Genomic DNA, 26,545 nt, shown 5'->3' on the forward strand with positions numbered 1-26,545 from the left:
TATCTTGAATTATAGCGTTTTCTCTTTAAGCGAAGACGTGTCGTACTTTTCGATTAGCTGTTGCCAGTTTTATCTGTTTAATCTGTTTTATCCATTTATTCAACTGGGTCTGCCCAACTGATTATCACTTCTTTTTTGCCCCACTCACGGGCTTTTTTATGGTCTTGCCCCATATAAATATCGATTTTCTTTTTCCAGCGTTTATTCATTTTGTCTAACACGGTATATTCACCCGGCAAGCCAGAAATGGTTACTTTTGAGCCGTTTTTTAACCCCATCTTTAAGAGGTCTCTAGAAACCGCTATCGCTTTCATTCCGGGTTTTAACGGGTTGTTCCACGCGGCAAGAAAAGGTGTTTTATCCGTTTGTGAATGTGTTGATGTATAAGCCGTAGCGGTCACTTCCAACTCAATTCGTTTAGACTCTTCAGCACCACAACCAAACAGTGACAGGCCCATCAATCCGGTTAAAAAAGAGTTTAATAATGTTCTCATCATAACCTCACATTTTTCCTATTTAATTGATTGTAATAGTTTTTAAGCGTAATTTGATAGTTTCTTGGCAGAGCGAATAAACGTTCTGTTTTGATTGTGTAAAACGATAAACGACCAAATCTAGTTGTGAGAGTTAAATCACTCCGGTGTTTTTCGTGTTAATTGTGTAATGACCGTTTTGGACTCAGAACCATTGTGCAGGCTCTCGGTTTCCAAACTAAATAGGCAGCGTTCACCGTTTGGAGTAATGACAGTGAGATCATTAAAATCTGCGGCGGATGCCATTTGATGGCGAACATAATCAGGGCCATATCTACGTGCGGGGAGTTTTTCGTTGATAAAGGTTTCTATATTTGTAGCACCTTGAATATCGCCAAAAGGAGAAGCCGTTGACCATATAGCATTAGGGTGAAATAAACTAGCCGCTTCACTACCCTCTCGTCTATCAACACAATCCAGAAAACGCATTAGCAGTAAACGTTTGCTGTTACGTGCAGCATAGTGAGTGTGCAGTAATTGATGGGCTTTGGCTGAATTGGGTTGGTCTAATTCTGTTGCATAGAGTTTTTGTATGTCTTGGTTTTCATAGGAACGTCTTCTTGGGGCATTTTTATCAATGTTATAAATCGCCTGCATACGTTTTTCCAGGATTAGTGGATCCATCGACTTTGGTTCACCACCTCCGCCTAAACAACCACCCACACAGGCCATGACTTCAATAGCGACATACTCATCTCGCCAATTTTCTGTTTCAAGCATTTGTTGTGCTACTGCAATGCCATTACAAATGGCAATTTTGCCTACGCCAGGAACCTCGGCTTCTTTCACACCCGTCGTGCTGACTCCACGAAGTTGATGCCATTCCAAAGGTAATGAATCCTCTTGACCGATAAAGTGAGAAGCCGTACGTACCACCGCTTCCATAACGCCACCTGATGCACCAAAGATTTGTGCCGCACCCGTGCTTTCACCCAGCGGGTTATCAAATTCTGCTTCCTCTGACAAAGCACCAAAGGCAATTCCACGAGCTTTAATCATTCTTGCGAGTTCACGAGTGGTTAAGACATGGTCAACATCGCCTGATACTCCAGGACGAGCCGCTTCATCCTTTTTTGCCGTGCAAGGCATAACACTCACGACATAAGGTTCAGCATCACCCTCTGAAAAAGCAGTCCCTAGCGTTTTTACAAAGGCACTCCGTTTAGTCAATGCACCATGCATTTGTTGTGGAGATTTAGTGGTACTGAGATGCGGCAGTAGGTCAGGGCGGTTAATCTCAACCCAATTCACCCAGCCAGGGCAACAGGAGGTAAATAGAGGTAATTGTTTTTGGTTTTTCAAACGTGTTAAAAATTCGCTTGCTTCTTCCATAATGGTTAAGTCAGCCGCAAAATTGGTGTCAAATACGTAGTCAAAACCAATCTGTCTTAAGGCATTAATCATTCGCCCTGTACTCACTGTGCCAGGTTTCATGCCAAACTCTTCACTGATTGCCACCCGAGTTGCAGGGGCGACTTGTACTGCAGAGACACGTCTATGAGCATCAAGAGTGTGCAGTACATCATGCCAGTGTGGCATTTCGATTAAGGCACCGGTTGGGCAAACCAGAGTACATTGACCGCAAGAGATACAATTGGTTTCAGAAAGCGGTTTATCAAATACGGTAACGGGTAATCGCCCCGACCCATGTTCCGCAAAACAAATTACATGTTGCTGTTGCCCTGCATCACCACAGGCTTCTACACATAAACCACATTCCACACATTTGGATAAATCTCGCCAAATACTGGGGGAGGTGTGATCTGTTAGTTGATGTTCTGGGTGTTCAACTGAACCTCTTAGCTCTTTTGGCCAACGGTCTTCTAGTTGATATTCACTGACAAAGTTTTGAAATTTACATGAACCATTCACTTCACAACGTATGCAGTCATTAGGGTGGCGCGACAATAGCCATTCGGCATCCGCTTTTCTAAATTCAATGATTTCTTTAGAATCGGTGGTAACAATGTCACCATCTTGGGCTTGGGTTTTACAGGCTGGTTGGGGGCGGGCGATATTGTTGACATTCACTAAACATAAACGACATACCGCATGGGAGGGAAGGCGAGGATAGTAGCAGAGTGTGGGAATGTGCACACCTGCTATACGGCTTGCATCCAGCAAGGTTGAACCCTCTTCAACTTCAACCGTTCGTCCGTTAATGGTAACTTTAATCATTGTTTCCTCCCAAAGATAAACGAAGCTGATTAGAGTGAGCTGATGGAGTTAAACTGAATATTACATATTCCCTGTTAAATTAAAAAGTATATCTCTTGCAAATTGTAAGGTTTTTCAAAACATAGATTGTTAAATTACCCTTTGCACACATTTTAGAAAAATGTACAGGGCATAACAATAAACAGGTTTACCAGGCCTGGTAATTTTATATTTTATTTTAATTATCCCAATTTTAGATTGCTAGGGTTTGGCATATTGTAATAATAGTGACAAAGTCAGCAAAGAAAATACGGTGGATAATAGAACCGTTTGTGCGGTAATTAAGGCATCTCGTTTATAAAATTCAGCCAACATATAAGGGCCGGTTCCGGTTGGTAAAGCGGCTAAAAATACCGCCATCATCGCCAATTCAGTCTGCATATCAAAAACATAAAAAGCCAGCCAAGCCACCAATAAAGGTTGCAGTATTAATTTGGCCGTTGTCAGAGTGAGAGCGGTTTTGCGAACATCGGTTGCATTTTGTTTTGGTTGAGCGGTGGCGTGAGCCAAAAACAACCCTAAGCTGATTAAGGCGGCTGGGCTTGCGGCATCGGCCAATAAACTTAAAAAAGTAGCAATGCTCTCTGGCAAGGTGTAAGGGGTTGCGGAGAATAAAGCCCCAGCTATAGGTGCGACTACTAAAGGGTTTTTAAATACCGCTTTAAAAACATTTATCGCTCGTAAGTGCCAAGCTAAAGAGGCGTGCAAAGCGCTTTCAATTAAAACAATCCCAAAACCAAATAGCAAAGATGCCACGATGATGCTGGCAATAGCCGTTGGCACTTCACTGACCGTACCAAACACCAAATACATCAGCGGAAAACCAATATATCCAGTATTAGCATAAGACGCTGCCATGCTATCAATACTGGCTTCAGCTAAATCTTTACCTTGGCTTAGTCGCCAAAACATCACCAGCAGAAACACCACAAAAGAACCGATAATATAAACGGCAATAAAGTCAGCTTTAAACAGGGTTTGCCAATCACTTTTTGCGGTAATCTCAAATAACAAAGCGGGTAGAGCCAACCAAATAACAAATCGGCTTAGTTCAGTGGCTGAAGCGGGGCCTAAGATTTTGGTTTTATAGCTGATATAGCCAGTAGCAATTAAGGCGAATACGGGGAATAGAATGGTAAAGGTGGCGAGCATAATTTTTATCTGATCTGACCAAAAGTCTAAATAAAAACATTGTACGGTAGCAGCAGAATTTTGGGGCTTAAAATTATCAGGCCTGGTGATTTTCTTTAACAAATGATTGTTGGCTGTTTTCATAACTATTGTGGCTAAGGCTTTTATTTGATAGTGTGTAAGTTCATATCCATTCCATATTCCTCAGCGTCGAGGTTGTTTTTCCGTTTTCTAACCAAACTATTTTAGTAAAACAACTTGTTAGGAGAATGATGATGTCTGCTTTGCCAAAAGTCATGATTATTGGTGGTGGTGCTGCGGGTTTACAGCTTGCAACCCGCTTGGGAAATCGACTGGGTAAGAAAAACCTTGCTGAAATTAATTTGATTGATTCCAACCGAATTCATCTATGGAAACCGCTTTTACATGAGGTGGCATCTGGTTCACTTGATACTGGCCGAGAAGCCTTGAGTTATCGAGCTCATTCAGCCGAAAATGGCTATTATTTTCAACTTGGCAGTTTTTGTGATTTAGATAGCCACAACAAAACTCTAACGCTTGAGCCATTATTAGATCACCACGGTAAACAACTGTTACCACAAAGAACATTAGATTATGACTACTTGATTTTGGCTTTGGGTTCTCGCTGTAATGACTTTGGTATTAGTGGGGTCAGAGAGCACTGCTTTACCTTAGATACCGCACAAGAAGCAGAAGATTTTCATTTGAGTTTGTTGAATCGGTTTTTACAGTTTTCCGAAACCGCACAAACAAACGATTTGGTTAAGGTTGCGATTGTGGGCGGCGGGGCCACAGGTGTTGAACTTGCTGCAGAACTCTATTCAACCGTTGACCGCCTTGAGCAGTTTGGCGTGCATAAGATTCATCACAATAGTTTGTGTGTACATTTAATAGAAGCGACCGACAGGATTTTACCCGTTTTACCCGAATCAATGGCCAACAAAGCTCATAAAACCCTGACCGATTTAGGGGTGGATATTGAAACTAATGTGATGGTAAAACAGATTAAAGCCAACACCTTAATAACTGATGAGAAAGTGATAGAAGCTGATTTAATTGTTTGGGCGGCAGGCGTAAAAGCACCTAAGTTTTTAGGTGATTTGGATTTACCCACTAACCGAATTAATCAAGTTGAAGTAGAGCCAACTTTACAAGTAAAAACCAGTACAAATATTTATGCTATTGGTGACTGTGCATTTCTATTGAATGATGAAGGTCGTCCTGTTCCGCCTACGGCTCAAGCGGCACATCAAATGGCCGAAGTGTGTGCCAACAATATTATTGCTCAAATCAAACAAAAACCACAGGTGAATTTTACATACCAAGACCATGGTGCACTGGTCTCTCTTAGCCACTTTCAAGCTGTGGGTAACTTGTTAGACCAGCTATTAAATAAAAACTGGTTAGTAGAAGGCAAGTTTGCACGTTGGGCATATGCAAGTCTTTACAGACAACACCAAATAGTCCTGCACGGTTTTTGGCGAACGGTTTGGTATATGTTAGTAAGCGTCTTAGAAAAACGTATAAAACCAAAATTAAAACTGTATTAATAATTGTTTTCTATGCAAATGCTAGGGATTTACCCTGTGGTTACAAACTACAGCTTGCCACAGGACGTGTCGGGGTTTGCTGTGTCTAGTTTCCCATGCATTTTGAGCATAGAATAAATTGCTCTAATTTAGGTTATACCGCTAATAATCTAACCAAAAAATACCCGCCAACCAATAGAATAAAAAACAATATACCTGCCAGAATAAAGGCACTACCGCCAACTTGTTTCATTTTGCTCACTTGCGTTTCCATGCCTAGAGCAACCATAGCCATGGTTAATAAAAACGTGTCTATCTGATGAATAGAGCTGACGATCTCTTTTGGTAAAAGGTTTAATGAATTAAATGCGGCTACCGCTAAAAAGGCAACTGCAAACCAAGGGATTGATGACACTAATGATGCTTTGCCAGTTTGGTTGGTCGATTTTTTTCGAGACACCAACCAACCTACCACTAAGATAGCTGGCACAATCATTAAAACACGCGTCATTTTTTCAATCACAGCATAGTCTTGAGCCTCGGTCGGTAAAATACTCGATGCTCCAACAACCTGAGCAACTTCATGAATGGTGGCACCAAAATACAAGCCTTTAGCTTCGTTGCTAAGTTGAAACAGATGCATACCGTCTAAAATCGGATACAAAAACATCGATAAAGTACCAAACACGACCACCGTGGCAACTGCTACCGATGTTTGATGCCCTTGTGCTTTGGTAACAGGTTCCATTGCTAATACTGCCGCTGCACCACAAATACCACTGCCTGCAGAAGTTAATAACGCGGTTTCTGAATCCATTTTTAGGACTTTAGTACCAATCAAATATCCCACCGTTAAAATGCTAGTAACAACCAACGCCGCCAATACAATCCCCTGCCAACCAATAGAGGCGATTTCTTGTAAGGTAATAGCAAAGCCGTAGAGTATGATCGCCAAGCGTAAAATTTTTCTGGCGGAAAAATGAATCCCGGCATGCCACTCTTGTGGAATGTGTTGATGTAACGTGTTGCCGTAAATGGCTCCGAGTAAAATGCCCACAATTAAGGGGCTTAAGCCTAAATGAGTCATTATTCCGGTTTGAGCGATGGTGTGGGCGGCAATCGCAAATAATGCGACCAGTAAAATACCGTGTAAGGTATGTTGTCTTGGCGTGGCGATAGCTAACATAGTGACCTCTCTTAAATAGCTAGACGAATAATTGATTTCAACTACCATTTTAGAAAAGTCGTTATATAATTAAATCTTATTTAATTATGAATACTATCGGAAATTCTGATGATTAAGGCTAATCACTTGCTGACCTTTGCCAAAGTTGCTGAGTTAAAAAACATATCTCTTGCGGCAGAAGCTTTGCACCGCTCTCAACCCGCTGTTTCTGGTCAATTAAAAGCCTTACAAGAATCTTTTACCGAGCCTTTGTATGAACGAAAGGGAATGGGAATTGAGCTTACAGAACTAGGAAAAGCGTTATTACCTTATGCACAACGGCAAACCAAACTGTTGATAGATGCCGAAACCTTTCGTTTGCAAATAGAACATGATCAAGTTGTCACCATAAAAGTAGGTGCTTCAACCACCATAGCCAACTACGCCTTACCAAGGCTAATAGCCCAATTTCATAAAGATTACCCAATGATAAAAGTCGATGTTTTAGTGGGGAATACTCAAAAGATTTTAAATAGCCTAACTTCACTCGATGCCGCTTTTGTAGAAGGGCGAGTGCATGGTATAAAAAATACAGGCTACTATCCAACTGCGTGGAAGCAAGATGAACTTATCGTGATTATGCCTGACAATCATCCGCTCGCTGAAGTTGAAGAAATTACTTTAAAATCAATTTATGAGTATCCGCTCATTTTACGAGAACAAGGTTCAGGAACTCGCGAGATGATTGAACTAGCCTATAAACAACGGCTGGATATAGAAATTAAATCCGTAATAGAGCTTTATAGTACTGAATCTATCAAAGAGGCGGTGAGGGTTGGATTAGGCATTGCCTTGGTTTCAAAGATGGCAATAGAAACCTTACCCCCTACAATTCAATGGCGAAGCCTAACCGAAGATGATCGGATTATTCGCCAATTATCTATGTTACTACCAGACCTTGGTCACAACACTCACTGGATTCGTGCGTTTATTCGTTGAGCATTTAAAATAAATTTACCCTGTGTAAAATTATAGCTAGCGCCTAGCTATAGGCAGGTGTAGCTGGGTTATTTATGATTTATTTTGTTAGGCAGTTTCTTACTTTTTTGGTGTGTTTTGTTTGATGAATTGACGTTGTAATTGATCTAAAGCGGTTAGTATTTGATCTCGCAAATCCAGTAAGTGCTCAATAAGTTCTTTGGCGGAATGAATATCACCCGATTGCTTCAATTCATACATTTCCAGCCCAACATGGTGAACCTCTTGATGAATGCTTTCAATTTTCTGGTAAATGGGAAGGTGGCTGTATTGTTGTTTACCTATCCCATAGTACCATTGACCAAATCGACAGCTATATTCATCCTTTAATTGAGTTAAATCGGGTTCGATATTGGCATCTCTCATGGTCAGTAGGACTTGTTCAATCCAAATAATATGATCACTTTTTGCTACCAGCAACGGAAAGTCTCGGGTATCCCAAAGTGCATCTGCCCATAAAGACCAGCTTGGATCAGGAGTGAAATGTTCAGACCATTGAATGATGTCTTTTCCTGGCATGGGGTTAGCAATACCAAACCCTTGAGCTTGATTGCAACCGTAACGTAGTAATACGATACCGTGTTCAATCGTTTCAACACCTTCTGCGATAACGTTTAAATTGAATACTTTGGTAAGATTAATGGTGGCTTCCACAACTTGCATTTCATCGGTATGTGACAGCATGGTTTGAATAAACATCTTGTCGATTTTGACTGTATCAAAAGGTAGGTGTTTTAAATAGGCAATTGAAGAGTAGCCCGTTCCAAAATCATCTAGTGAGAGATTTACTCCCAGTGCTTTTATAGCTGTTAAAACCTGTTTAGCTTGAGCAAAATCAATAATGGCAATTGATTCTAATAGTTCAATCTCAAAAGTATTGGGTGGCAGTTCTGGAGCACTTTTTAGTGCTTCCTCCAAAAAAGGAAGAAAGCTATCATGGTGAAAGTGTCGGTTGGAAATATTGATTGAAACAGGCCAGAAATAGCCTTGTTTATAACGCTGTTGGGTTTCTGCAATGGCCTGTTTGATGACCCAGCGATCTAACTCAATAATGACATGGGTTGACTCTATAATAGGCAAAAAATTATTGGGTAAAACGAGACCGTTCTTGGGATCTATCCAACGAATTAAGGTTTCAAATCCGGTAATTTTTCCCGTTCTTAAGTTTACTTTAGGTTGATAATAGAGCTCCATTTCATTATTTTTGATGGCATCAGAAATCTTAACCAACATCTTTTGGTGTGAAATTGTTTTCTGGTATTCAGAGTGAGAAAAGTATTTGATATTAGGGTGGTTTGGCATTTTAGCCAGGTACATGGCGTGATCAGATTGGCGTAATAATGTATCTAATTCATTAAACTCATCAGAATACTGAGAAATCCCAATGCTGCAAGAAATTTCTACAGGTACAGGGCTGGATTTAAGCACATAAGGCAGCTCCAATTGTTTAAACAGCTTTTCAATACGAAACTCCAATTCTTCCATATTGTTTGCTAGTAATAAAATGGCAAACTCATCACCACCTAAACGAGATGCCGCTTCGTCTTGTTCTAAAGAGATTGTTAATCGATGAGCGAGAGAGGTAAGGAGTTCATCACCTAATGTATGTCCATACAAGTCATTGATGCTCTTAAAGCTATCTAAGTCTAAAAAACCGATATAGATATTTTGTAAATTCTTAATCTTTTCACAGGTTTGATTGAATAGTTGCGTAAAGTACTCACGATTAGGAAGTTGGGTTAAAGCATCAAATTTAACTGTTTGTTCCAGTGAATCGATTAGGTTTTGTTTTTCAGAGAGGTTTTGAAGGGAAATTAAAATATGATTTTTATCAGGAAGTAATGTCAGTGCCATATTAACTTGAGAGGTTGTGCGTTTAAGTCGTAAACTTGTCTCAAAATTGTCAATATGCCCCGTTTTGATGACTTCTTGTATAACCGTAGAAAGGCTGTCTTTGTTTTCAGGTTTGGTTAAATCGTACAGGGTTTGATTAAGTAAGGTTTCACTGCTAAAGCCTGTTATCTGTAAGTAAGCAGGGTTACACTTTAAGAAGTTAGTTTCTAAACTAATTATTGCGATACCATCTTTCGACAAATTGAAAATGGTTTCAAAGTTGTCAGTACTGAACTCTTTTAAAAAATCATATTCTTTCACAGCACATCATGCACTTTATAGCAGGCTTCTAAGTAGTATAAAGTATTGTTTTGTAGAATGTCACCATTAAAAAATAGAAATCTAAAAGGATTAGTAGCAGCAATTTATTAAGGTAAACGTATTAAAGTACTATATCTAGGGGCTTCTTTACCAGGCCAGGGGTATTCGATTAGTCATTGTAAAAATCAAAAGTTTTTATATAAAAAATAGATTAAGGTAATCGTTTTCTCAATGGGCTAGAATGAAAAGGGTGTTTCAAAAAATGAATTCAAGATTAAAATTCAAGATTAAATAGAGGTATTAAATATGCTAACTAAAATGCTTATACCATTTATATTTATAATGATGGTCGCCGGCTGTGCCGGAAACCCAAATAGTTCTTTGGCAAAGCAGTGTTCAGATGGGTTGAACATTGCCTACCAAGAACTCGATTATGCCAAGACCAAGGGTTTTAGCGGTACGGTTGAATACACTAAGGCTGCAAGCCTGCTGGGAGCAGCTAAAATTCAGAAAGAATTTGGTAAGTACCCAAACTGTATTGATAAGGTTGAACGTGCTCGTGCCTATATCAAAGCATCACAACGTTAAACAGGGTTCTTTACTGAAACAATAAAAAACCCGCGAGGATATTCCTTAGCGGGTTTTTTATTTGAACATTATTAGGTTTACCCTATGCACACACTGTATTAATGGCCACAGGACATGCCAGGCCTGGTAAAACTCAAATAATTGATTTTGATAATTATTGAGAAGCCATTTTAATACTTATAGGTCTTTATTTTGATGACTCTGGCTTCCCGTTACTTTTTCTAGTCTCTTCAGCCGAGTTCTTCGTTTGCTGTTAGGCAAAAAGTAACCAAATACGTGCCCTGAAAGAAGTGCCCTTGGGGTATAAAAGAGCGATTGCCCTCAGAGGGAAAGCCAGAATGAGAATCTCAAAGGTATATAAATATTAAAAAGGCTTCTCAACAGTTACAAAAGATCAATCGAGTCTTACGCCAACGATTTTAATTATGCTGGTTTGTTGAGTTGCCTTGCTCTTTTCTTATCTCTAACCCAGAGAACTGAGCCATTTGTTTTCTTCATTTCAAAAAGGTCTATTGCTATAAATAAGTCACTTAGTTTTTTAAATCCGTAATTTCGTTGGTCAAATGAAGCATGGTTTGATATATGAGTTCCTATAGGGCCAAGCATTGCCCAGCCATCCTCTTCTTCTACCGCTTCGATAGCTTGCCGTAATAAATTGATGAGTTTTGTATCGCTTTTGATAGTCTTAGTTTGTTTTTGAATAGGTTCGCTTTGTGTTTTTTCTTCATCTAAATAAAGAAAACGGGAACAACTATTTACGAAAGCTAATGGAGCTTTGCGTTCTCCAAAACCAATAACGAATTTACCATCAGCGAGGGCACGAGTAACTAAGGGGGTGAAATCACAATCAGAGGAAACAAGGCAAATAACGTCTACATTTTTTGTATATAAAATATCCATCGCGTCAATTACAAGAGCCATGTCTGTTGCATTTTTTCCCTTTGTTAAATCGAATTGTTGGATTGGCTGTATTGCATAATCGTGAATCACATCTTCCCACAATTTTAGATTTTGATTTTTCCAGTTTCCGTATGCTTTTCTAATATTGACAACTCCATAGCGGGCAAGTTCAGAAAGTACTTTATCTATTTTTTTTGCAGGAGCATTATCAGCGTCAATAAATACGGCTATGTTTTCCTTATCTTTCATTTTGTTTCCTTGAAGGCCAGAATGTTTGATTGATAGGTAGTATTACTATGTATGGCTAAAATGTAAATGAAATTGTGTTTAGAAATGGTTTTGAATTTTCGATACAAATAAAAAAACCGCTAAGGAAAATCCTTGCGGGTTTTTAGTAACTTACCAGGCCTGGTAAATTTGGTTTTAATGTTTGATGAGTCTTAGCTGTTGAGAAGCCTTTACGAATATTGGTAGACCTTTTGTTTTAGCTAACAGGCTTCTCCTTCCTTTCTTTGCTTGCCCAAAGAAAGGAAGCAAAGAAAAGGCACCCCGCTGACAAAATCGATTTTACTAAGCTTGTCTGCTGAAATTCCCATAACTCGCTACGCTCAAACAATGGGAATTTTTAACCGCATACTACGCTAAGTAAAAGAGCAATTTCTTACAGAGGGGAGGCTGTTTCTACGTTAATTCATCATTTCTTTAGTTGTTTTTATCGTGGGTTGCGGATATTACCAGGCCTGGCATGTCCTGTGACCATTAATACAGTGTGATCATAGGGTAAATTGATTTTTTAATAGATGAAGCAAACCACAAACGCCAAGGTTCCCCTTGGAATAAATTGTGCAGAGTTCTTAACGAAGTGAACGTTTAAAAAACGCTGCTGTTAGAGCGTAGCTTGCGGAGCGAGTTCAGCGTTTTCAGTGAATGAGTTTTAGAACTTGCCAATTTATGGAGCGGGGTGCCCTTGTTGGCTTACCTTATTGGGCAAACAATAAGGTAAGGGGAAGCCTGAATGACAATTTAAAAGGTATATAAATATTAAAAAGGCTTCTCAATCATAGAAGATAAAAGGGTAGCATCACCTTATTCAAAGGTATATAAATATAAAAAAGGCGTCTCAACAGCTACAAACATCAATCGAGTCTGAACCCGTCGATTTTCTTATTACACGTGTTGGACTTTGGAATTGAATTCACCCGATTGACCCCATCGATTATTTTGTAAACTGAAATATTGTGAGAGTGTGTAAAATAACGTAGAATAAATAACAGTTAACTCATAATATTTATAATAAAGTTTACAGATAATGCTAATTTTTTGTATAATAATTGGCCTTGCCTGTAAAGTAAGGTGGAAAAATGTATCAAGCTATCCCATTAGAACAACCTGGTATTAAGCAAGCAGTAAAAGATAGATGGGATGAAATGGCAGAAAGCTTTGATGATGAAGATATGAAGCAAATTATTAAGGCTGATACTAGTTCTTCGTTAGAAAGTGTAAATTATAATCACGCTGTTGTTAATACAGAAGATGATGAATATGTTGCTTTAATTGGTGTTGTACATGCTGCCCCGATTAATTCGCATAAAGTTTTACATATGCAGTTAAATCCAAAATCTAATACTGCATATCTTGAGGAACAAGAAATAGGAATGATGAGTACAGCACAAGGAATCGCTGGTACTATTGTTGCTTTATCTGAACAAGGAATTATTGAACACGGAATGAGTCAAGTAAAGATATTCGGCCGTGGTCATGAAATGAAAACTTTTTTTAAACTCGTTGTCGAATGGGTTGAAAAGCATCCAATTAATGGATTTTTAGTATTTAACCAAGGTGGATGGCTCGTCATCCAGCGAACTGAGGAGTAATTCATGTCAAACTACACGCAAAAAGATGTGCACGCGAAGTTTAGTAAAGCTTTAAGCCATGCATTTGCAGAGTGTCAGAAAAAGGGCATCAATGTTAATGACTTTCAATGGTTTAAGGTAGAAAAGAAGAGTGATGCTAAAAAGCAGCGACGAAAAAAACGTGCTGCCTAGTTATTATGGTTAATAGCCCGCTTTAAGCGGGCTTTTTATTTTTGTATGTATTGAATAAATAAAAAAACCCGCTAAGGAAATCCTTGCGGGTTTTTTTATAACTTACCAGGCCAGGTATGTACAGTGGCCGTTACTGTTGTGCGAGCACAGGGTAATTCTGAAAACTTAAACTTCTAAGTAATCCAAAATCCCTTCTGCGGCTGAACGACCTTCGGCAATGGCTTCAACAACCAAACTTGAACCACGAACCATATCACCACCCGCAAAGATTTTTGGGTTAGTGGTTTGGAAAGGGTATAGAGACTTGTCAGAAGCAACTACGCCATCCCAGCTATTGACTTCAATATTGTAGTCTTTAAACCAAGCTGGAGGGTTTGGTTGGAAACCGAATGCGACGATAACTGCATCACATGGAATCACTTGTTCTGAACCTTCAACCATCTCTGCACGACGACGACCATTTTCGTCTGGCTCACCCATGCGAGTTTCGATTACCTTAATACCTTCAACTTTACCATCACCAATCACTTCAACCGGTGCTAGGTTAAACTTGAATTGAACACCTTCTTCTTTGGCGTTTTGTACTTCGGCACGTGAACCTGGCATGTTTTCTTCGTCACGACGATATACACAGTAAACCTCGTCTGCACCTTGGCGGATAGAAGTACGTGTGCAGTCCATAGTGGTATCACCACCACCTAGAACAACAACTTTTTTACCAGCCATGCTCACGAATGGTTCTGGAGATTGTTCCATACCTAGTTCGTTTTTAACGTTACCGATTAGGAAGTCTAGTGCTTTGTGAACACCTGGTAGCTCTTCACCAGGGAAACGACCTGCCATTGGCTTGTAGGTTCCCATTCCTAGGAATACAGCATCGTAATCATCAACTAATGATTGGAAAGAGATGTCTTTACCGATCTCAATGTTGCAATGGAATTCGATTCCCATACCTTCTAAGATTTCACGACGACGTACGACGATGTCTTTGTCTAACTTGAACTGAGGAATACCAAACGTCAGTAGGCCTCCGATTTCAGGTTGTTTTTCGAAGACAACAGGCTTAACACCATTACGGATTAGGATGTCAGCTGCGGCAATCCCCGCAGGGCCTGCACCAACGATGGCGACTTTTTTATCGGTCATAACTACGTCAGATAAATCAGGAGTCCAACCAGCAGCAAACGCAGTATCGGTAATGAACTTCTCGATTTGACCGATGGTGACTGAACCGAAGTTAGTATCTTCTAAAGTACAGGCCTGTTCACACAGTCTGTCTTGCGGACAAATACGGCCACACATCTCTGGCAGTGAGTTTGATTTATGTGAAATCTCAACGGCTTCCATTACGTTACCTTCCGCAACCAGTTTTAGCCAGTTTGGAATGTAGTTGTGAACAGGGCAGGCCCACTCACAGTATGGGTTACCACAATGCAGGCATCGATCTGCCTGTGCCATTGCGTCTTCCATTTTGAAAGCTGAATAGATTTCAGTAAATTCTTTGTTTCGGGTATTAGCCGCTTTCTTTTCAGGAAGCTGGCGGTTTAATTCTAAAAATTGTCTAACATTTGGCATTTTTAAATTCCTTCCAGTTTCTCTTAGTCTGCAGCTTTAACAAATAAATCGAATAGTTTATCAACACCGATTGCACGTGATTTAACTAACCAGAACTGACCAATGAATGCACTGAAGTTGTTAAGTACTTCTTGACCCCATGGGCTGTTAGTTTTGGCAACATACTCAGTGATTAGCTCTTTTAGGTAAACACGGTAAGCTTCAGTATTTTCTGTGTCAATACGGATTGCTTCTACCATTTCTGGGTTTAGGCAATCTGGTAGGTTGCGGTTTTCATCTAGGATGAATGCCATACCACCTGACATACCCGCACCAAAGTTAACACCCACTTCACCTAAACTTACAACTGTACCACCAGTCATATATTCACAACCGTGATCGCCTAGGCCTTCAACCACTGCAGTTGCGCCTGAGTTACGAACACCAAAACGCTCACCACCAGTACCGTTGGCAAATAATTTACCGCCAGTTGCACCGTATAAACAAGTGTTACCAACAATAGGCGTGTTTTTAGCGTTAAATGTGCTTCCAGCTGGTGGACGAATAACAATCTCACCACCTGCCATACCTTTACCAACGTAATCGTTAGCATCACCGTCTAGGTGAAGGTTTAAGCCATCAACGTTAAATACACCAAAAGATTGCCCGGCAATACCTGTTAGTTTTAGGGTGATTGGTGAATCTTTCATACCATCGTTACCATAACGTTCGGCAATTTCACCCGCAACACGTGCGCCGATAGAACGACCCGTGTTAACTAGTTTAAATTCAAAAGTACCACCTGATTTCGCTTCGATAGCTGGTAAAGTTTCCTTAACCATCTCTTCAGCGATATCACCGTGATCCCAAGGGTTATTGCGTTTTACTTGAACGGTATGTGGCTTATCAGCAGGGATGCCTGCATCAGTAATAAATGCCGATAAATCGATGTTTTTCTGTTTTTCAGTTAGAGGGTTATCAATCATTTTTAATAGATCAACACGACCAACTAACTCTTGTAAAGAACGTACACCTAGTTTTGCCATCCACTCACGAGTCTCTTCAGCAACAAACTTGAAGTAGTTCATAACCATTTCTGGCATACCAATAAAGTGCTCTTTACGTAAACGTTCATCTTGAGTTGCAACGCCCACTGCACAAGTATTTAAGTGACAAATACGTAGGTATTTACAGCCTAATGCAACCATTGGTACGGTACCAAAACCAAATGATTCTGCACCTAAGATAGCCGCTTTAATAACATCTAAACCAGTTTTAAGACCACCATCAGCCTGTACGATAACTTGACCACGTAAGTCGTTAGCACGTAGAACTTGGTGAGTTTCAGCTAGACCCATTTCAAACGGGTTACCAGCGTATTTAACAGATGTCATCGGTGAAGCACCTGTACCACCGTCATAACCTGAGATAGTAATAAGGTCAGCGTAAGCTTTAGCTACACCGGCTGCGATTGTACCAACACCTGGCTCAGCAACAAGTTTTACCGAAACTAAAGCGTTAGGGTTAATCTGTTTTAAATCGTAGATTAGCTGTGCTAAATCTTCGATAGAGTAAATATCGTGATGCGGAGGAGGCGAAATCAATGTTACACCAGGTACTGAGTGACGTAACTTAGCAATCGTCATGTCAACCTTGTGACCTGGAAGCTGTCCACCTTCACCCGGCTTAGCTCCCTGAGCAACTTTGATCTGAAGTACTTCAGCATTACGTAGGTAATGTGCGGTTACACCAAAACGTCCAGAAGCGATCTGCTTAATTTTAGACATTCTTTCAGTACCGTAGCGTGCTGGATCTTCTGCACCTTCACCTGAGTTAGAACGAGCACCTAAACGGTTCATTGCCGTAGCTAAAGCTTCGTGAGCTTCAGGTGATAAAGCACCAAGCGAGATACCCGCAGAGTCAAAACGTTTGTAGATAGCTTCTACTGGTTCAACTTCAGTTAACTCAACGCCTTCAATGCCATCTTTAAAAGTGAATAAATCACGAATGGTCATAGCAGGGCGATTGTTAACTAGATCACGGAACTCGTTATATTTGTTTTGATCGTTCTTTTGTACCGCTTCACGAATACTGTTAACCACTTCTGGGTTAAATGCATGGTATTCACCACCGTGAACGTACTTGAATAAACCACCTTGCTGTAACGGCTTACGTGGGTTGAATGCTTCCCACGCTAAACGACGTTGGTCTAGCTCGATGTGCTCATATTTAGTACCCTGAATACGTGAAGGCGTACCTTTAAAACACAGCTCAATGATGTCAGAACTTAAACCTACCGCTTCAAATAACTGTGAACCACGGTAAGAGGTAATGGTTGAAATACCCATCTTAGAAAGGATTTTAAATAACCCTTTATTGATTGCTTTACGGTAATTACCAATGTATTTGGTGATAGAAACATCTTTACTAAGTTCGTTAGTACGACGCATGTCTTCAATACTTTCATAAGCCAAGTATGGGAATACAGCGGTAGCACCGTAACCAAATAACACTGCAAAGTGATGAGGGTCACGAGCGGTTGCGGTTTCAACCACAATGTTTGCTTCTGTACGTAATTCTTTAGCAATTAAGTGATGGTGAACTGCACCTGTTGCCATAGCCGCAGGAATAGTAGTTTGACCATTTTCGATATCTAAATCGCTTAACACTAGAATGGTTTTACCTGCTTTTACTTCAGCTTCAGCCTGTGCACAAACTGCTTTAATGGCTGATTCTAGCCCCATTTCTTCATGGTTGTAATGAAGTGAAATTCTGCAGTTTTCATAACCTTCTACATTAACAGAAAGCAGTTGTTCCATCATTGAAGGGCTTAATACTGGAGACTGTACTTCTAAACGTTTAGCGTGGTCTGGACCTTCTTCAAACATGTTTAGCTCTTTACCAAAACAGGTATTAAGAGACATAACAATGTTTTCACGTAAAGGGTCGATTGGCGGGTTAGTAACCTGTGCAAACATCTGACGGAAGTAGTCAAAGATTGAACGTGCTTTATGAGAGAAAACAGGTAAAGGGGCATCATCACCCATAGAAACCGTTGCTTCCTGTCCATCTTCTGCTAAAACACGAATAACCGCATCACGTTCTTCAAAAGTTACTTGATAGTATTTTTGATAGATGTCTGCTTTTTTGCTATCCCAATCAAGCGTTTTTTCTTCTTGTTCAAGTTTTTCTTCGATGTGCATATAACCTTGATCCATCCATTGACGGTAAGGTTTTGCAGTTTTTAGTTGGTCATCAATATTTTCAGGCTTGATTAAGGTACCTGTTTCTAAATCAACAGCAATCACCTGGCCTGGTTTTAGACGGCCTTTTTCAACAACATCTTCAGGTGCATAGTTGTAAACACCTATTTCAGAAGCAAAGGTAATGTGACGATCTTTAGTAATTACATAACGTGTTGGGCGTAAACCGTTACGGTCAACACCACAAATCGCATATTTACCTGTGTTAAGAACCATACCAGCTGGGCCATCCCAAGGTTCCATATGCATAGAGTTGTACTCTAAGAAGGCTTTTTTATCAGCATCCATTGATGGAATGTTTTGCCAAGCAGGCGGTACTAACAGACGTAAAGCTTGGAAGATGTGCATATCGCCCATCATCAAGATTTCCATCATATTATCTAATGAGTTTGAGTCAGAGCCAGACTGAGCGACTAATGGTTTTAGTTCACCTAAATCTGGTAGCAATGGTGTTTCAAATTTCTTTTGACGAGCTAATGCCCAGTTACGGTTACCACGAATGGTATTCAATTCACCATTATGTGCCAAGAAACGGAACGGCTGAGCCAAACGCCACTGTGGAGTTGTGTTGGTTGAGAAACGCTGGTGATAAGAGATAGACGAAGACGCAAACTCATCATTTTTAAGGTCAAGATAGAACTCTGGAAGTTCTTTAGGCATGACCAAGCCTTTATAGGCTAATAACTGAGTATTTAAAGAAGCGACGTAGAAAGTGTCATCATTTGGTTCAATTTCCATCTCTGTTTTACGGCGTGCTGTAAACAGTAAACGGTTAAATTGTGCTTCATCAATATCAGCAGGGGCATTGACAAAAATTTGTTCAATAACTGGTTCCATACCTGCTGCTTGAGCACCAAGCACTTCAGAACGTACAGGAACTTTACGCCATCCAGCAACACTTAATCCTTTATTGATTAAGGTTGTTTCTAAGAACGAACGTGCAGCTTGTGCTTTATCAGCATCTTGGTTTAAGAAAATCATACCAACCGCATAAATATCAGTTAGTTCAAAACCAAGTTCTTTAGCAACAGACGTTAAAAATGCAGTAGGTTTTTTAATTAATAAACCACAACCGTCACCCGTACAACAATCGGCCGCAACTCCACCACGGTGCGTCATGTTTGCAAGTGATTCGATGGACGTTTTTACTAGCCAATGGCTTGGTTTGTCATCCATATTGGCAATCAAGCCAAAACCACAGTTCTCCTTTTCAAACTCAGGAGAATATAAGCCTGCAAGGTTAAGACCGTTTGAAGATTGTAATGGGTTCATATTCAGGTTCCTGTCTGTCAAATTTTGCACAAATAAACCCCGGTTAATCTGAGTTAACCTGTTGATGTGCAAGGGATTTGTCTCGTTTCAGCGCGTTTAAATAATAAAAATAAGAGCGGAATTATACTTTATTAGTGCAATTAGAATCAAATTTTACCATTGTTTACCCCGTGTTACGTCGCTTTTATTGTGTTGCTTGGTACATTTTGTGTTTTGCTATTTTTCAGTGATTATTAATGGTGCAAAAGGTTGCCAAAATGGGGTTGTGATCAGAGATAAGGTTTACATCAATCGCTTGTGAAGATTGTAAAGAGAGCTCTCTATAAAAGATGTGATCTAGAGGTTGTTTGAATATTGATTTTATAGGGCGATGATCGGGATATTTGACCATCTTTAGACTGAGTTTTTGGGTCGCTTCAATTAGGGTTTTAGTTCTTTTTTTGTTCCAAGTATTAAAGTCACCGCTAATAATAATGGGCCCTGTGATTTGGTCAAGATGTTGAAATAGTTTTTGCAGTTCACGATGAAAAACACTGTGAGAAACAAAGTTAATGGCGTGAATGTTTACATGTGTAAGAATCTGATTATTACTGAGTTTGTGTTGAGTGATAAGTGCGGTTTTATGAGTCGCCCAGCCAAGCTCCCGGCTCTGGGTTAGGCATTGTCTGATAGGGTTTATAATTGAGCTAGATGCGGTTAGAACGCCAAAATGATTTTTTTTGGTTTGTATATTGGGAGCGATAACAAATGAGAGGTTAAAAAAACTGATTTGTTCAGGTAAGGTTTTAGCCTCTTGAAACGATAAGATATGCGGTTCATTAGTAAACTCTGATTGAGTTAACAGCTCTTTGAGATTGCGATAAACATAGTGAGAAAAATCGGTTTTTTGTAAATTCCAAGCAAGCAGGGTAAAGCACTCAGGTAATTGATCTTGTGATGTTGGCTGTGCTTGTCGGCTAGCAATTGGGGTGTATTTGGGTTGATACATCTTAAAATTTCTTTACCATTTTTTACAAAATTGGGGCAAAAATGCGGGTTAAGTTTTCCAGCAGTCGGTGACGTTTTTTTGAGCTTGATTGATAAAGTCGCGCATCATGAGTGAGTTTTTCAATCCAAGCTTTCATTTGATTAATTATCTGCTCTGAGTAGATAAAATTAACAATTTCATGGTTAATAAACATTGAGCGATAATCTAGATTTGCTGAACCAATAATGGCACATTCATGATCAATCACCATAAGTTTTGCGTGGAGCATGGCAGATTGGTCTAAATAAATTTTACCGCCGTTTTCGTGTAATTCTCGCATATAAGAGCTACGGCCTAGGTCAAAAATTAGGTGGTCAGATTTTTGTGGGGTAATTAAGTTCACTTTAACCCCACGTTTGATAGCCACCAAAAACGCATTCATTAATGAATTGTCTGGAATAAAATATGGGCTCACTATGTCTATTGAGGTTTTGGCTACATAAATACTTTGTAACATCGCTTCAAAAAGCACGTCTTTTTCAATATCGGGCCCAGATGGAATTACTTGTATACTGGCGTTTGTATTGGAATTAATGTGATTTTTAATAGGTTGGTGATTCAGCTTTTTAAGGTCTTGTTTAGTTGAGTAGATCCAATCTTCATTAAAGATGTTTTGGTGATGAAGGGCTGTTGGCCCAGTGATTTTTAAGAGAAGGTCTTTCCATTGAAGGTTGGTTTGATTGTTATCATCCGATGTTAAATAGTCACTAGAAATATTCATTCCACCTGTGAGTAGAGTTTGGCTGTCAAACAGGTAGATTTTTCGGTGATTTCTAAGATTAATTTGGCTATTAAGTGCAGATTTAAAAATAGGTTGAAAAAATGCATACTGTCCACCAGCTTGAATAAGTGGTTGTAGTGGTTTTGAGTTGCGATAAAGTGAAAAAGAGCCAATAGCATCCATTAATAAACAGACTTCTAATCCCTCTTTAGCTCTTTTGATTAAGGCGTTTAAAATTGCCAGGCTGGTATTGTCTAATTCAAAAATATAGGTTTGTATATGAATGCAAGTTTTAGCATTTTCAATCTCATATATAAAGGAATTGTAGGCATCAACAGGATTTAAAAATGCTTGAATAGTATTGTTTTGCGATGCACTAGGAAGACCGTTGGCATTAAGAATATTGTTAATGCTTTTGCCTAATTCTGATTTTGGCGATTCTTCGGCAATAGAGTGCAGATTGATAATGGGTTTTTTGCTTTTAGTAAAGAATTTTCGAGACCCTAAAATGGCATAAAAAAGAAGACCAATGACTGGTAAAAGCAAGATGGTTAGGAGCCAGGCCATAAGATTTTGCGGTGAACGTCTTTGGTAGAGTATCTGCAAAATAGCGGTAATCACGAGAAGTGTATAAAGAAAATAAAGCCAAATAGAGAAATGATCTAGTTCATTGACTACAGGCATTTGGGGCTCCAATGGTTTACTAATTAGAGCTTAGAATAAGATGAAAATGGTAAATAGTCCATAGAGAAATGGTGAACTATTTTGTAGCAAAATTTAGGGAAGGGTTTTACGGGTAAAGTAGAAATGACCAGGCCTGGTAAATTGATAACTTACCAGGCCTGGTTATTTTAAAAAGAGATGTTTAAAGATTGGATGTTACTTCTTACGAAGTGAAATTCCTGTCATCTCTTCTGGTTGTTTGATCTCCATTAAGTCTAGAAGTGTTGGCATTACGTCTGGTAATGAACCGCCTTCTCTTAATTCAAGCTCTTTAGGGCCAAAATAAACTAATGGAACAGGGCAGGTTGTGTGAGAAGTTAATGGCTTGCCTGTTTCAGGGTCAACTAACATCTCAATATTACCGTGGTCGGCTGTAACAACAACTTGTCCATTGGCTTTTTCAATCGCTTCAAGAATTCGACCTAAAGCTGTATCTACGGCTTCTACTGCTTTAATACAAGCATCAAAGTTACCCGTATGCCCAACCATGTCTGGGTTGGCGATATTACAAATAAAGGTGTCATATTTACCTGACTCAATCGCTTCAACTAGCTTATCAGTTAGTTCAACCACACTCATTTCAGGCTGTAAATCATAGGTACGAACCTGAGGAGATGGTACTAAGATTCTATCTTCGCCTAAATAAGGTGCTTCAACACCACCATTTAAGAAGAAAGTAACGTGTGCATATTTTTCTGTTTCAGCAATGCGTAGTTGACGCAATTTGTTTTTGGCGATGACTTCACCAAAAGTGTTAATCAACTTGGTTGGACGAAACGCGATCGTTGCACCAAAGTTTTCAAAGTTCTTGTTGTATTCAGTTAGGGTCACAAACGCAGATAAAATAGGAGTTTTGCAACGATGAAACTCACCAAAATCAGGCATAATAAAAGCACTAGTTACTTGACGAGCACGGTCAGAGCGGTAGTTCATAAAGATAATTGAATCACCGTCTTTTACTTTGCTCTTTTTGCCTTTTTTATTCAAGATTGCAGTTGCTTGTACAAATTCGTCAGTCTCGTTACGTGCATAAGCCATTTCAATTGCTTCTTGTGCGGTTTCAGCTTTAAATTTAGCTTCACCACAACAGATTAAATCGTAAGCTTCTTGAATACGTTCCCAGCGGTTGTCACGGTCTAAAGCGTAAAAACGGCCAATTACTGATGCAATTGTGCAGTTCCCACCAATCTCTTTAATATGTGCTTCAATTTCTGCAATATACTCTAAAGCACTTTGAGGGGCAGTATCACGACCGTCTGTAAAGATATGTAAAAACGTTTTAGCGCCACGATCAACGGCTAGAGATAGAGCGGCTTTAATGTGGTTAATGTGAGAGTGAACACCGCCATCAGAAAGTAAACCTAAAATATGAACCGAACGCTCACGTTCCGTTGCTTTGTCAATAGCACTTAATAGGGCGTTGTTATTAAAGAAACGACCATCGTCGATATCTTTTTGAATGCGGGTTAGCTCTTGGTAAACTACGCGTCCAGCTCCTAGGTTCATGTGACCTACTTCTGAATTACCCATTTGGCCGTGTGGTAAACCAACATCTAATCCTGAGGTACTAATTAAAGTATCTGGATGATTAGCTACTAATTTATCCCAGTTTGGGGTGTTGGCCTGGGCAATTGCGTTGTCTTGGCGTTCTTCTCTATGGCCCCAACCATCAAGGATGATTAAGCCAGTAGGACGGTTTTTAATTTTAATCTTTGATTTTAAATCCTGAGACATTTGTTTTTACCATATAAATAATTAGTCAATTCGGTTTATTGTATCGACTTTCGCTGTTAAAATCATTAGGTTTAAAAATTAGCTTACTAAGGGAATGTAAATGTTTAATGAATTCTTTCAAGAGCAGTGGCCATTATTTGTTGCTGCTTTTGTTATCACAATTATGCTTATCTATAGTTATGTAGGCGATAAACTTGCTGGCTATAAATCAGTAAACTCTGATGCAGCAACACGTCTTTATAATGATGACGCTTTTGTTTTAGATGTGCGTACAGCGGGTGAATATAGAGAGGGTTACATTGGTAATGCAACCAATATTTCATCGACTGAAATTAGCTCAAAAATGGGGCTTTTGCCTAAAGATAAAGATGCACCTATTTTAGTGTATTGCTTATCAGGAGCACGTTCGGCTAGAGCTGCTGGTGCCATTGCTAAAGCTGGTTATACCAACGTAAATAACTTATCTGGTGGTATCAATGCTTGGAAAGCTGCGGGTTTACCGGTAGGTCGTGAGAAGTCGAAAAAAAACAAAAAAAAGTAAAACAGGCAAATCAGAAGACAGCTTCTAGAAAAGTTGTGACTGATGATTTGCCAGTAGAGGATAAAAAGATGTCAGAAGTTGTTATTTATTGTACTGCTACTTGCCCGTTCTGCATGATGGCAAAACGTTTGTTCGATGCTAAAGGCGTTGAATATAAATCTATTGATATAGGTGGTGATGCTCAGAAGTGGGCAGAGTTAGAAGCAAAAACGGGTAGAAATACGGTTCCACAAGTATTTATTGGCGATCACCATATTGGTGGTTTTGATGACCTTTCGGCTGCCGATAAACGTGGCGAAATTGATCCGCTTTTACAAGCATAAATTTAAACCTAAGATAAAAATATAATAGGAATCAAAATGTCTGAAGCACCAGAACAAGCCTTTGTAATTCAAAAAATTTACACTAAAGATATCTCATTCGAATCACCAAATACTCCAGAATTATTTGCTACAGAGTTTCAACCAGCACTGGCTATGGATTTAAATGTTGAAAGCAAACATTTAGAAGGTGATATTTATCATGTAATTTTGCGTGTAACAGCAACGACTAAGGTTGAAGATAAAACGGCATTTTTATGTGAAGTTGAGCAGGCTGGTATTTTCACACTTGCAGGTTTCAACGATGCTGAACTTTCTTACATGTTAGGTGTTCAGTGTCCTACTGCTTTGTTTCCTTATGCTCGTGAAACGGTTTCAGATTTAGTTGCAAGAGGTGGGTTCCCACAATTATTGTTAGAACCAGTAAATTTTGAAGCAATTTATCACCAGCACATGCAACAAGCTCAGGCAGACGCCGAAACGAATGCAGAAGCTAATACGGCAGCTAATGCCACACAGCAATAAGCACTTTAGAAAGTTATTGTTTTGAATAAAGCTACCAATATTGCGGTTTTAGGTGCTGGGGCATGGGGAACAGCATTAGCTATTCACTTGGCTAAAGTGGGGCACACCGTTAATTTATGGACTCATCGCCAAGAGCAAGCTATTGAGCTTATGTCTGCTAGAGAAAATGCTAGGTATTTACCCGGCATTCTTTTTCCAGCGAACTTAAACCCTATTGGCAACTTGGCAGAAGCCTTAGCGAGTGTTGACGCGATTCTTTTAGTTGTACCTAGTAATGCTTTTAGAGAAACTCTAATCGCTGTTAAGAGTCAGTTAAAAGAGAGAGACATTCATTTGGCTTGGGCAACAAAGGGGTTTGAGCCTACCACCCAAAAGCTATTGCACGAAGTGGCTTTTGAGGTAATGGGTGAAGATCCACAGGTGGCTGTGTTATCAGGCCCAACCTTTGCCAATGAGGTGGCGAAAGGTTTGCCTACGGCTATGGTAAGTGCCTCTAACAAAGAGACAGAAGCTCAATATTGGGCAAACTTATTTCATAATGATTCTTTTAGAATGTACACCCAATCCGATATGGTGGGGGTAGAAGTAGGCGGTGCTTATAAAAATATTATGGCCATCGCTACGGGTGTAAGCGATGGCTTGCACATGGGAGCAAACGCTCGTGCAGCATTAGTGTCGCGTGGAATGGTTGAGATGATGCGTCTTAGTCAGGCTTTGGGTGGGCACACTGAAACCATGATGGGGTTAGCGGGTTTAGGTGATTTGGTCTTAACCTGTACCGATGATTTATCTCGTAACCGCCGTTTTGGATTTGGTTTAGCTAGCGGTAACCTCTCTTCAGAACAAGTGATGAATGAGATTGGTCAGGTCGTTGAAGGTGTTAAAGCGGTAAAAACGGTTAAGTTGATTGCAGATAAATTGAGTTTAGATTTACCTATAATGGAGCAAGTTTACCTGTTGGTAAATGCAGATATCTCTCCAAAACAAGCGGTGCATGCCTTGATGTCTCGTTCTGGAAAGTCAGAATAAAAGCTTAAATGCAATTTACCAGGCCTGGTAAATTGTATTTTGGCTTAAAGCTTCATATTAAAATCAAGCTGACGCCAAGCCTCGTAAGCCATTGCAGAAACTGCATTGGCTAAGTTTAGGCTTCTGCCACCAGGCATCATTGGTATGGTTAATCGCTGTTCTTCTGGCAAACTAGCAATAACGTCTGCAGGCAGTCCACGAGTTTCTGGGCCAAACATAAAAGCGTCACCATTTTCAAATTTTGGCTCGGTATAATACCGCGTGGTTTTGGTGGTTAAGGCAAAAACTCGATTGGGTTTAACGCTGTTTAAACACGCCTCAAGGTTTTGATGCTCGTAAACATTGGCGAGTTCGGCATAATCTAAGCCCGCTCTACGTACCTTTTTTTCGCTTAAATCAAAAGCTATTGGGTGAATTAAATGCAAATGAGCACCCATGTTGGCACTTAAACGGATTAAAGCACCAGTATTTTGCGGGATTTCAGGCTCGTAAAGAATAATATGTAACATATAGGA

General features: G+C 39.7%; 21 protein-coding genes. 9 read left to right on the forward strand and 12 right to left on the reverse strand.

Annotated features, from left to right (window positions below):
- Nucleotides 1–95: 95 nt before the first annotated feature.
- The 3 genes from ACORJQ_RS03005 to ACORJQ_RS03015 all read right to left on the reverse strand — a co-directional run bounded on the left by ACORJQ_RS03005 (nt 96) and on the right by ACORJQ_RS03015 (nt 4,025).
- A complete protein-coding gene (locus ACORJQ_RS03005) occupies nt 96–497 on the reverse strand; it encodes a 3D domain-containing protein (protein ID WP_321325895.1) in 402 nt (133 codons plus the stop codon).
- Between the two features lie 135 nt (nt 498–632).
- Complete coding sequence (locus ACORJQ_RS03010) at nt 633–2,711, reverse strand: [FeFe] hydrogenase, group A (protein ID WP_321325897.1); 2,079 nt, start codon at nt 2,709–2,711, stop codon at nt 633–635.
- Nucleotides 2,712–2,951: 240 nt separating this feature from the next.
- The gene (locus ACORJQ_RS03015) at nt 2,952–4,025 is read right to left on the reverse strand and encodes an AEC family transporter (RefSeq protein ID WP_321325898.1); all 1,074 of its coding nucleotides are present in this window, start codon (nt 4,023–4,025) and stop codon (nt 2,952–2,954) included.
- A 131-nt stretch (nt 4,026–4,156) separates the two neighbouring features.
- Here ACORJQ_RS03015 and ACORJQ_RS03020 point away from each other — a divergent pair, with 131 nt between their 5' ends.
- Nucleotides 4,157–5,452, forward strand: a complete 1,296-nt coding sequence (locus tag ACORJQ_RS03020) for an NAD(P)/FAD-dependent oxidoreductase (protein WP_321325899.1) — start codon at nt 4,157–4,159, stop codon at nt 5,450–5,452.
- 133 nt (nt 5,453–5,585) lie between these two features.
- Here ACORJQ_RS03020 and ACORJQ_RS03025 read toward each other — a convergent pair whose 3' ends face one another.
- A complete protein-coding gene (locus ACORJQ_RS03025) occupies nt 5,586–6,665 on the reverse strand; it encodes a YeiH family protein (protein WP_321325901.1) in 1,080 nt (359 codons plus the stop codon).
- Nucleotides 6,666–6,725: 60 nt separating this feature from the next.
- Between ACORJQ_RS03025 and ACORJQ_RS03030 the strand changes: the two genes are divergently transcribed.
- Nucleotides 6,726–7,595: a LysR family transcriptional regulator gene (locus tag ACORJQ_RS03030; RefSeq protein ID WP_321325904.1), complete on the forward strand. Its 870-nt coding sequence runs from the start codon at nt 6,726–6,728 to the stop codon at nt 7,593–7,595.
- A gap of 99 nt (nt 7,596–7,694) precedes the next feature.
- On the opposite strand, the gene ACORJQ_RS03035 is transcribed toward ACORJQ_RS03030, so the two are convergent.
- Entirely contained in the window at nt 7,695–9,788 is a 2,094-nt protein-coding gene (locus tag ACORJQ_RS03035; protein WP_321325905.1) for an EAL domain-containing protein, read from the reverse strand.
- Between the two features lie 306 nt (nt 9,789–10,094).
- Here ACORJQ_RS03035 and ACORJQ_RS03040 point away from each other — a divergent pair, with 306 nt between their 5' ends.
- Entirely contained in the window at nt 10,095–10,376 is a 282-nt protein-coding gene (locus ACORJQ_RS03040; RefSeq protein WP_321325906.1) for a hypothetical protein, read from the forward strand.
- A gap of 423 nt (nt 10,377–10,799) precedes the next feature.
- Here ACORJQ_RS03040 and ACORJQ_RS03045 read toward each other — a convergent pair whose 3' ends face one another.
- On the reverse strand, nt 10,800–11,525 hold the full coding sequence (locus tag ACORJQ_RS03045; RefSeq protein ID WP_321325907.1) for an NYN domain-containing protein: 726 nt from the start codon (nt 11,523–11,525) through the stop codon (nt 10,800–10,802).
- A gap of 1,112 nt (nt 11,526–12,637) precedes the next feature.
- Between ACORJQ_RS03045 and ACORJQ_RS03050 the strand changes: the two genes are divergently transcribed.
- Both ACORJQ_RS03050 and ACORJQ_RS03055 read left to right on the forward strand, forming a co-directional pair.
- The gene (locus ACORJQ_RS03050) at nt 12,638–13,150 is read left to right on the forward strand and encodes a hypothetical protein (RefSeq protein ID WP_321325908.1); all 513 of its coding nucleotides are present in this window, start codon (nt 12,638–12,640) and stop codon (nt 13,148–13,150) included.
- A gap of 3 nt (nt 13,151–13,153) precedes the next feature.
- Complete coding sequence (locus ACORJQ_RS03055) at nt 13,154–13,321, forward strand: hypothetical protein (RefSeq protein WP_321325910.1); 168 nt, start codon at nt 13,154–13,156, stop codon at nt 13,319–13,321.
- A 165-nt stretch (nt 13,322–13,486) separates the two neighbouring features.
- On the opposite strand, the gene ACORJQ_RS03060 is transcribed toward ACORJQ_RS03055, so the two are convergent.
- From ACORJQ_RS03060 to gpmI, 5 genes are all read right to left on the reverse strand, one after another.
- The gene (locus ACORJQ_RS03060; protein WP_321325912.1) at nt 13,487–14,896 is read right to left on the reverse strand and encodes a glutamate synthase small subunit GltD family protein; all 1,410 of its coding nucleotides are present in this window, start codon (nt 14,894–14,896) and stop codon (nt 13,487–13,489) included.
- A 23-nt stretch (nt 14,897–14,919) separates the two neighbouring features.
- Complete coding sequence (gltB, locus tag ACORJQ_RS03065; protein WP_321325914.1) at nt 14,920–19,410, reverse strand: glutamate synthase large subunit; 4,491 nt, start codon at nt 19,408–19,410, stop codon at nt 14,920–14,922.
- A gap of 223 nt (nt 19,411–19,633) precedes the next feature.
- Nucleotides 19,634–20,398 (reverse strand): endonuclease/exonuclease/phosphatase family protein, encoded by a 765-nt coding sequence (locus ACORJQ_RS03070; protein WP_321325916.1) that lies wholly within the window; start codon nt 20,396–20,398, stop codon nt 19,634–19,636.
- Nucleotides 20,399–20,420: 22 nt separating this feature from the next.
- Entirely contained in the window at nt 20,421–21,842 is a 1,422-nt protein-coding gene (cls, locus tag ACORJQ_RS03075) for a cardiolipin synthase (RefSeq protein WP_321325919.1), read from the reverse strand.
- A 195-nt stretch (nt 21,843–22,037) separates the two neighbouring features.
- Complete coding sequence (gene gpmI / locus ACORJQ_RS03080) at nt 22,038–23,615, reverse strand: 2,3-bisphosphoglycerate-independent phosphoglycerate mutase (protein ID WP_321325921.1); 1,578 nt, start codon at nt 23,613–23,615, stop codon at nt 22,038–22,040.
- A gap of 100 nt (nt 23,616–23,715) precedes the next feature.
- Between gpmI and ACORJQ_RS03085 the strand changes: the two genes are divergently transcribed.
- The 4 genes from ACORJQ_RS03085 (at nt 23,716) to ACORJQ_RS03100 (ending at nt 26,030) form a co-directional block, all read left to right on the forward strand.
- Nucleotides 23,716–24,156 (forward strand): rhodanese-like domain-containing protein, encoded by a 441-nt coding sequence (locus tag ACORJQ_RS03085; protein WP_321325923.1) that lies wholly within the window; start codon nt 23,716–23,718, stop codon nt 24,154–24,156.
- A 68-nt stretch (nt 24,157–24,224) separates the two neighbouring features.
- On the forward strand, nt 24,225–24,479 hold the full coding sequence (gene grxC / locus ACORJQ_RS03090) for a glutaredoxin 3 (RefSeq protein WP_321325924.1): 255 nt from the start codon (nt 24,225–24,227) through the stop codon (nt 24,477–24,479).
- Between the two features lie 36 nt (nt 24,480–24,515).
- On the forward strand, nt 24,516–25,001 hold the full coding sequence (gene secB, locus ACORJQ_RS03095; protein ID WP_321325926.1) for a protein-export chaperone SecB: 486 nt from the start codon (nt 24,516–24,518) through the stop codon (nt 24,999–25,001).
- A 21-nt stretch (nt 25,002–25,022) separates the two neighbouring features.
- Nucleotides 25,023–26,030: an NAD(P)H-dependent glycerol-3-phosphate dehydrogenase gene (locus ACORJQ_RS03100; RefSeq protein WP_321325928.1), complete on the forward strand. Its 1,008-nt coding sequence runs from the start codon at nt 25,023–25,025 to the stop codon at nt 26,028–26,030.
- Between the two features lie 44 nt (nt 26,031–26,074).
- On the opposite strand, the gene ACORJQ_RS03105 is transcribed toward ACORJQ_RS03100, so the two are convergent.
- Complete coding sequence (locus ACORJQ_RS03105; RefSeq protein ID WP_321325930.1) at nt 26,075–26,539, reverse strand: tRNA (cytidine(34)-2'-O)-methyltransferase; 465 nt, start codon at nt 26,537–26,539, stop codon at nt 26,075–26,077.
- Between the last annotated feature and the right edge of the window lie 6 nt (nt 26,540–26,545).

Origin of the sequence: Thiomicrorhabdus sp. (assembly GCF_963662555.1) — a bacterium.
Lineage (GTDB): Bacteria > Pseudomonadota > Gammaproteobacteria > Thiomicrospirales > Thiomicrospiraceae > Thiomicrorhabdus.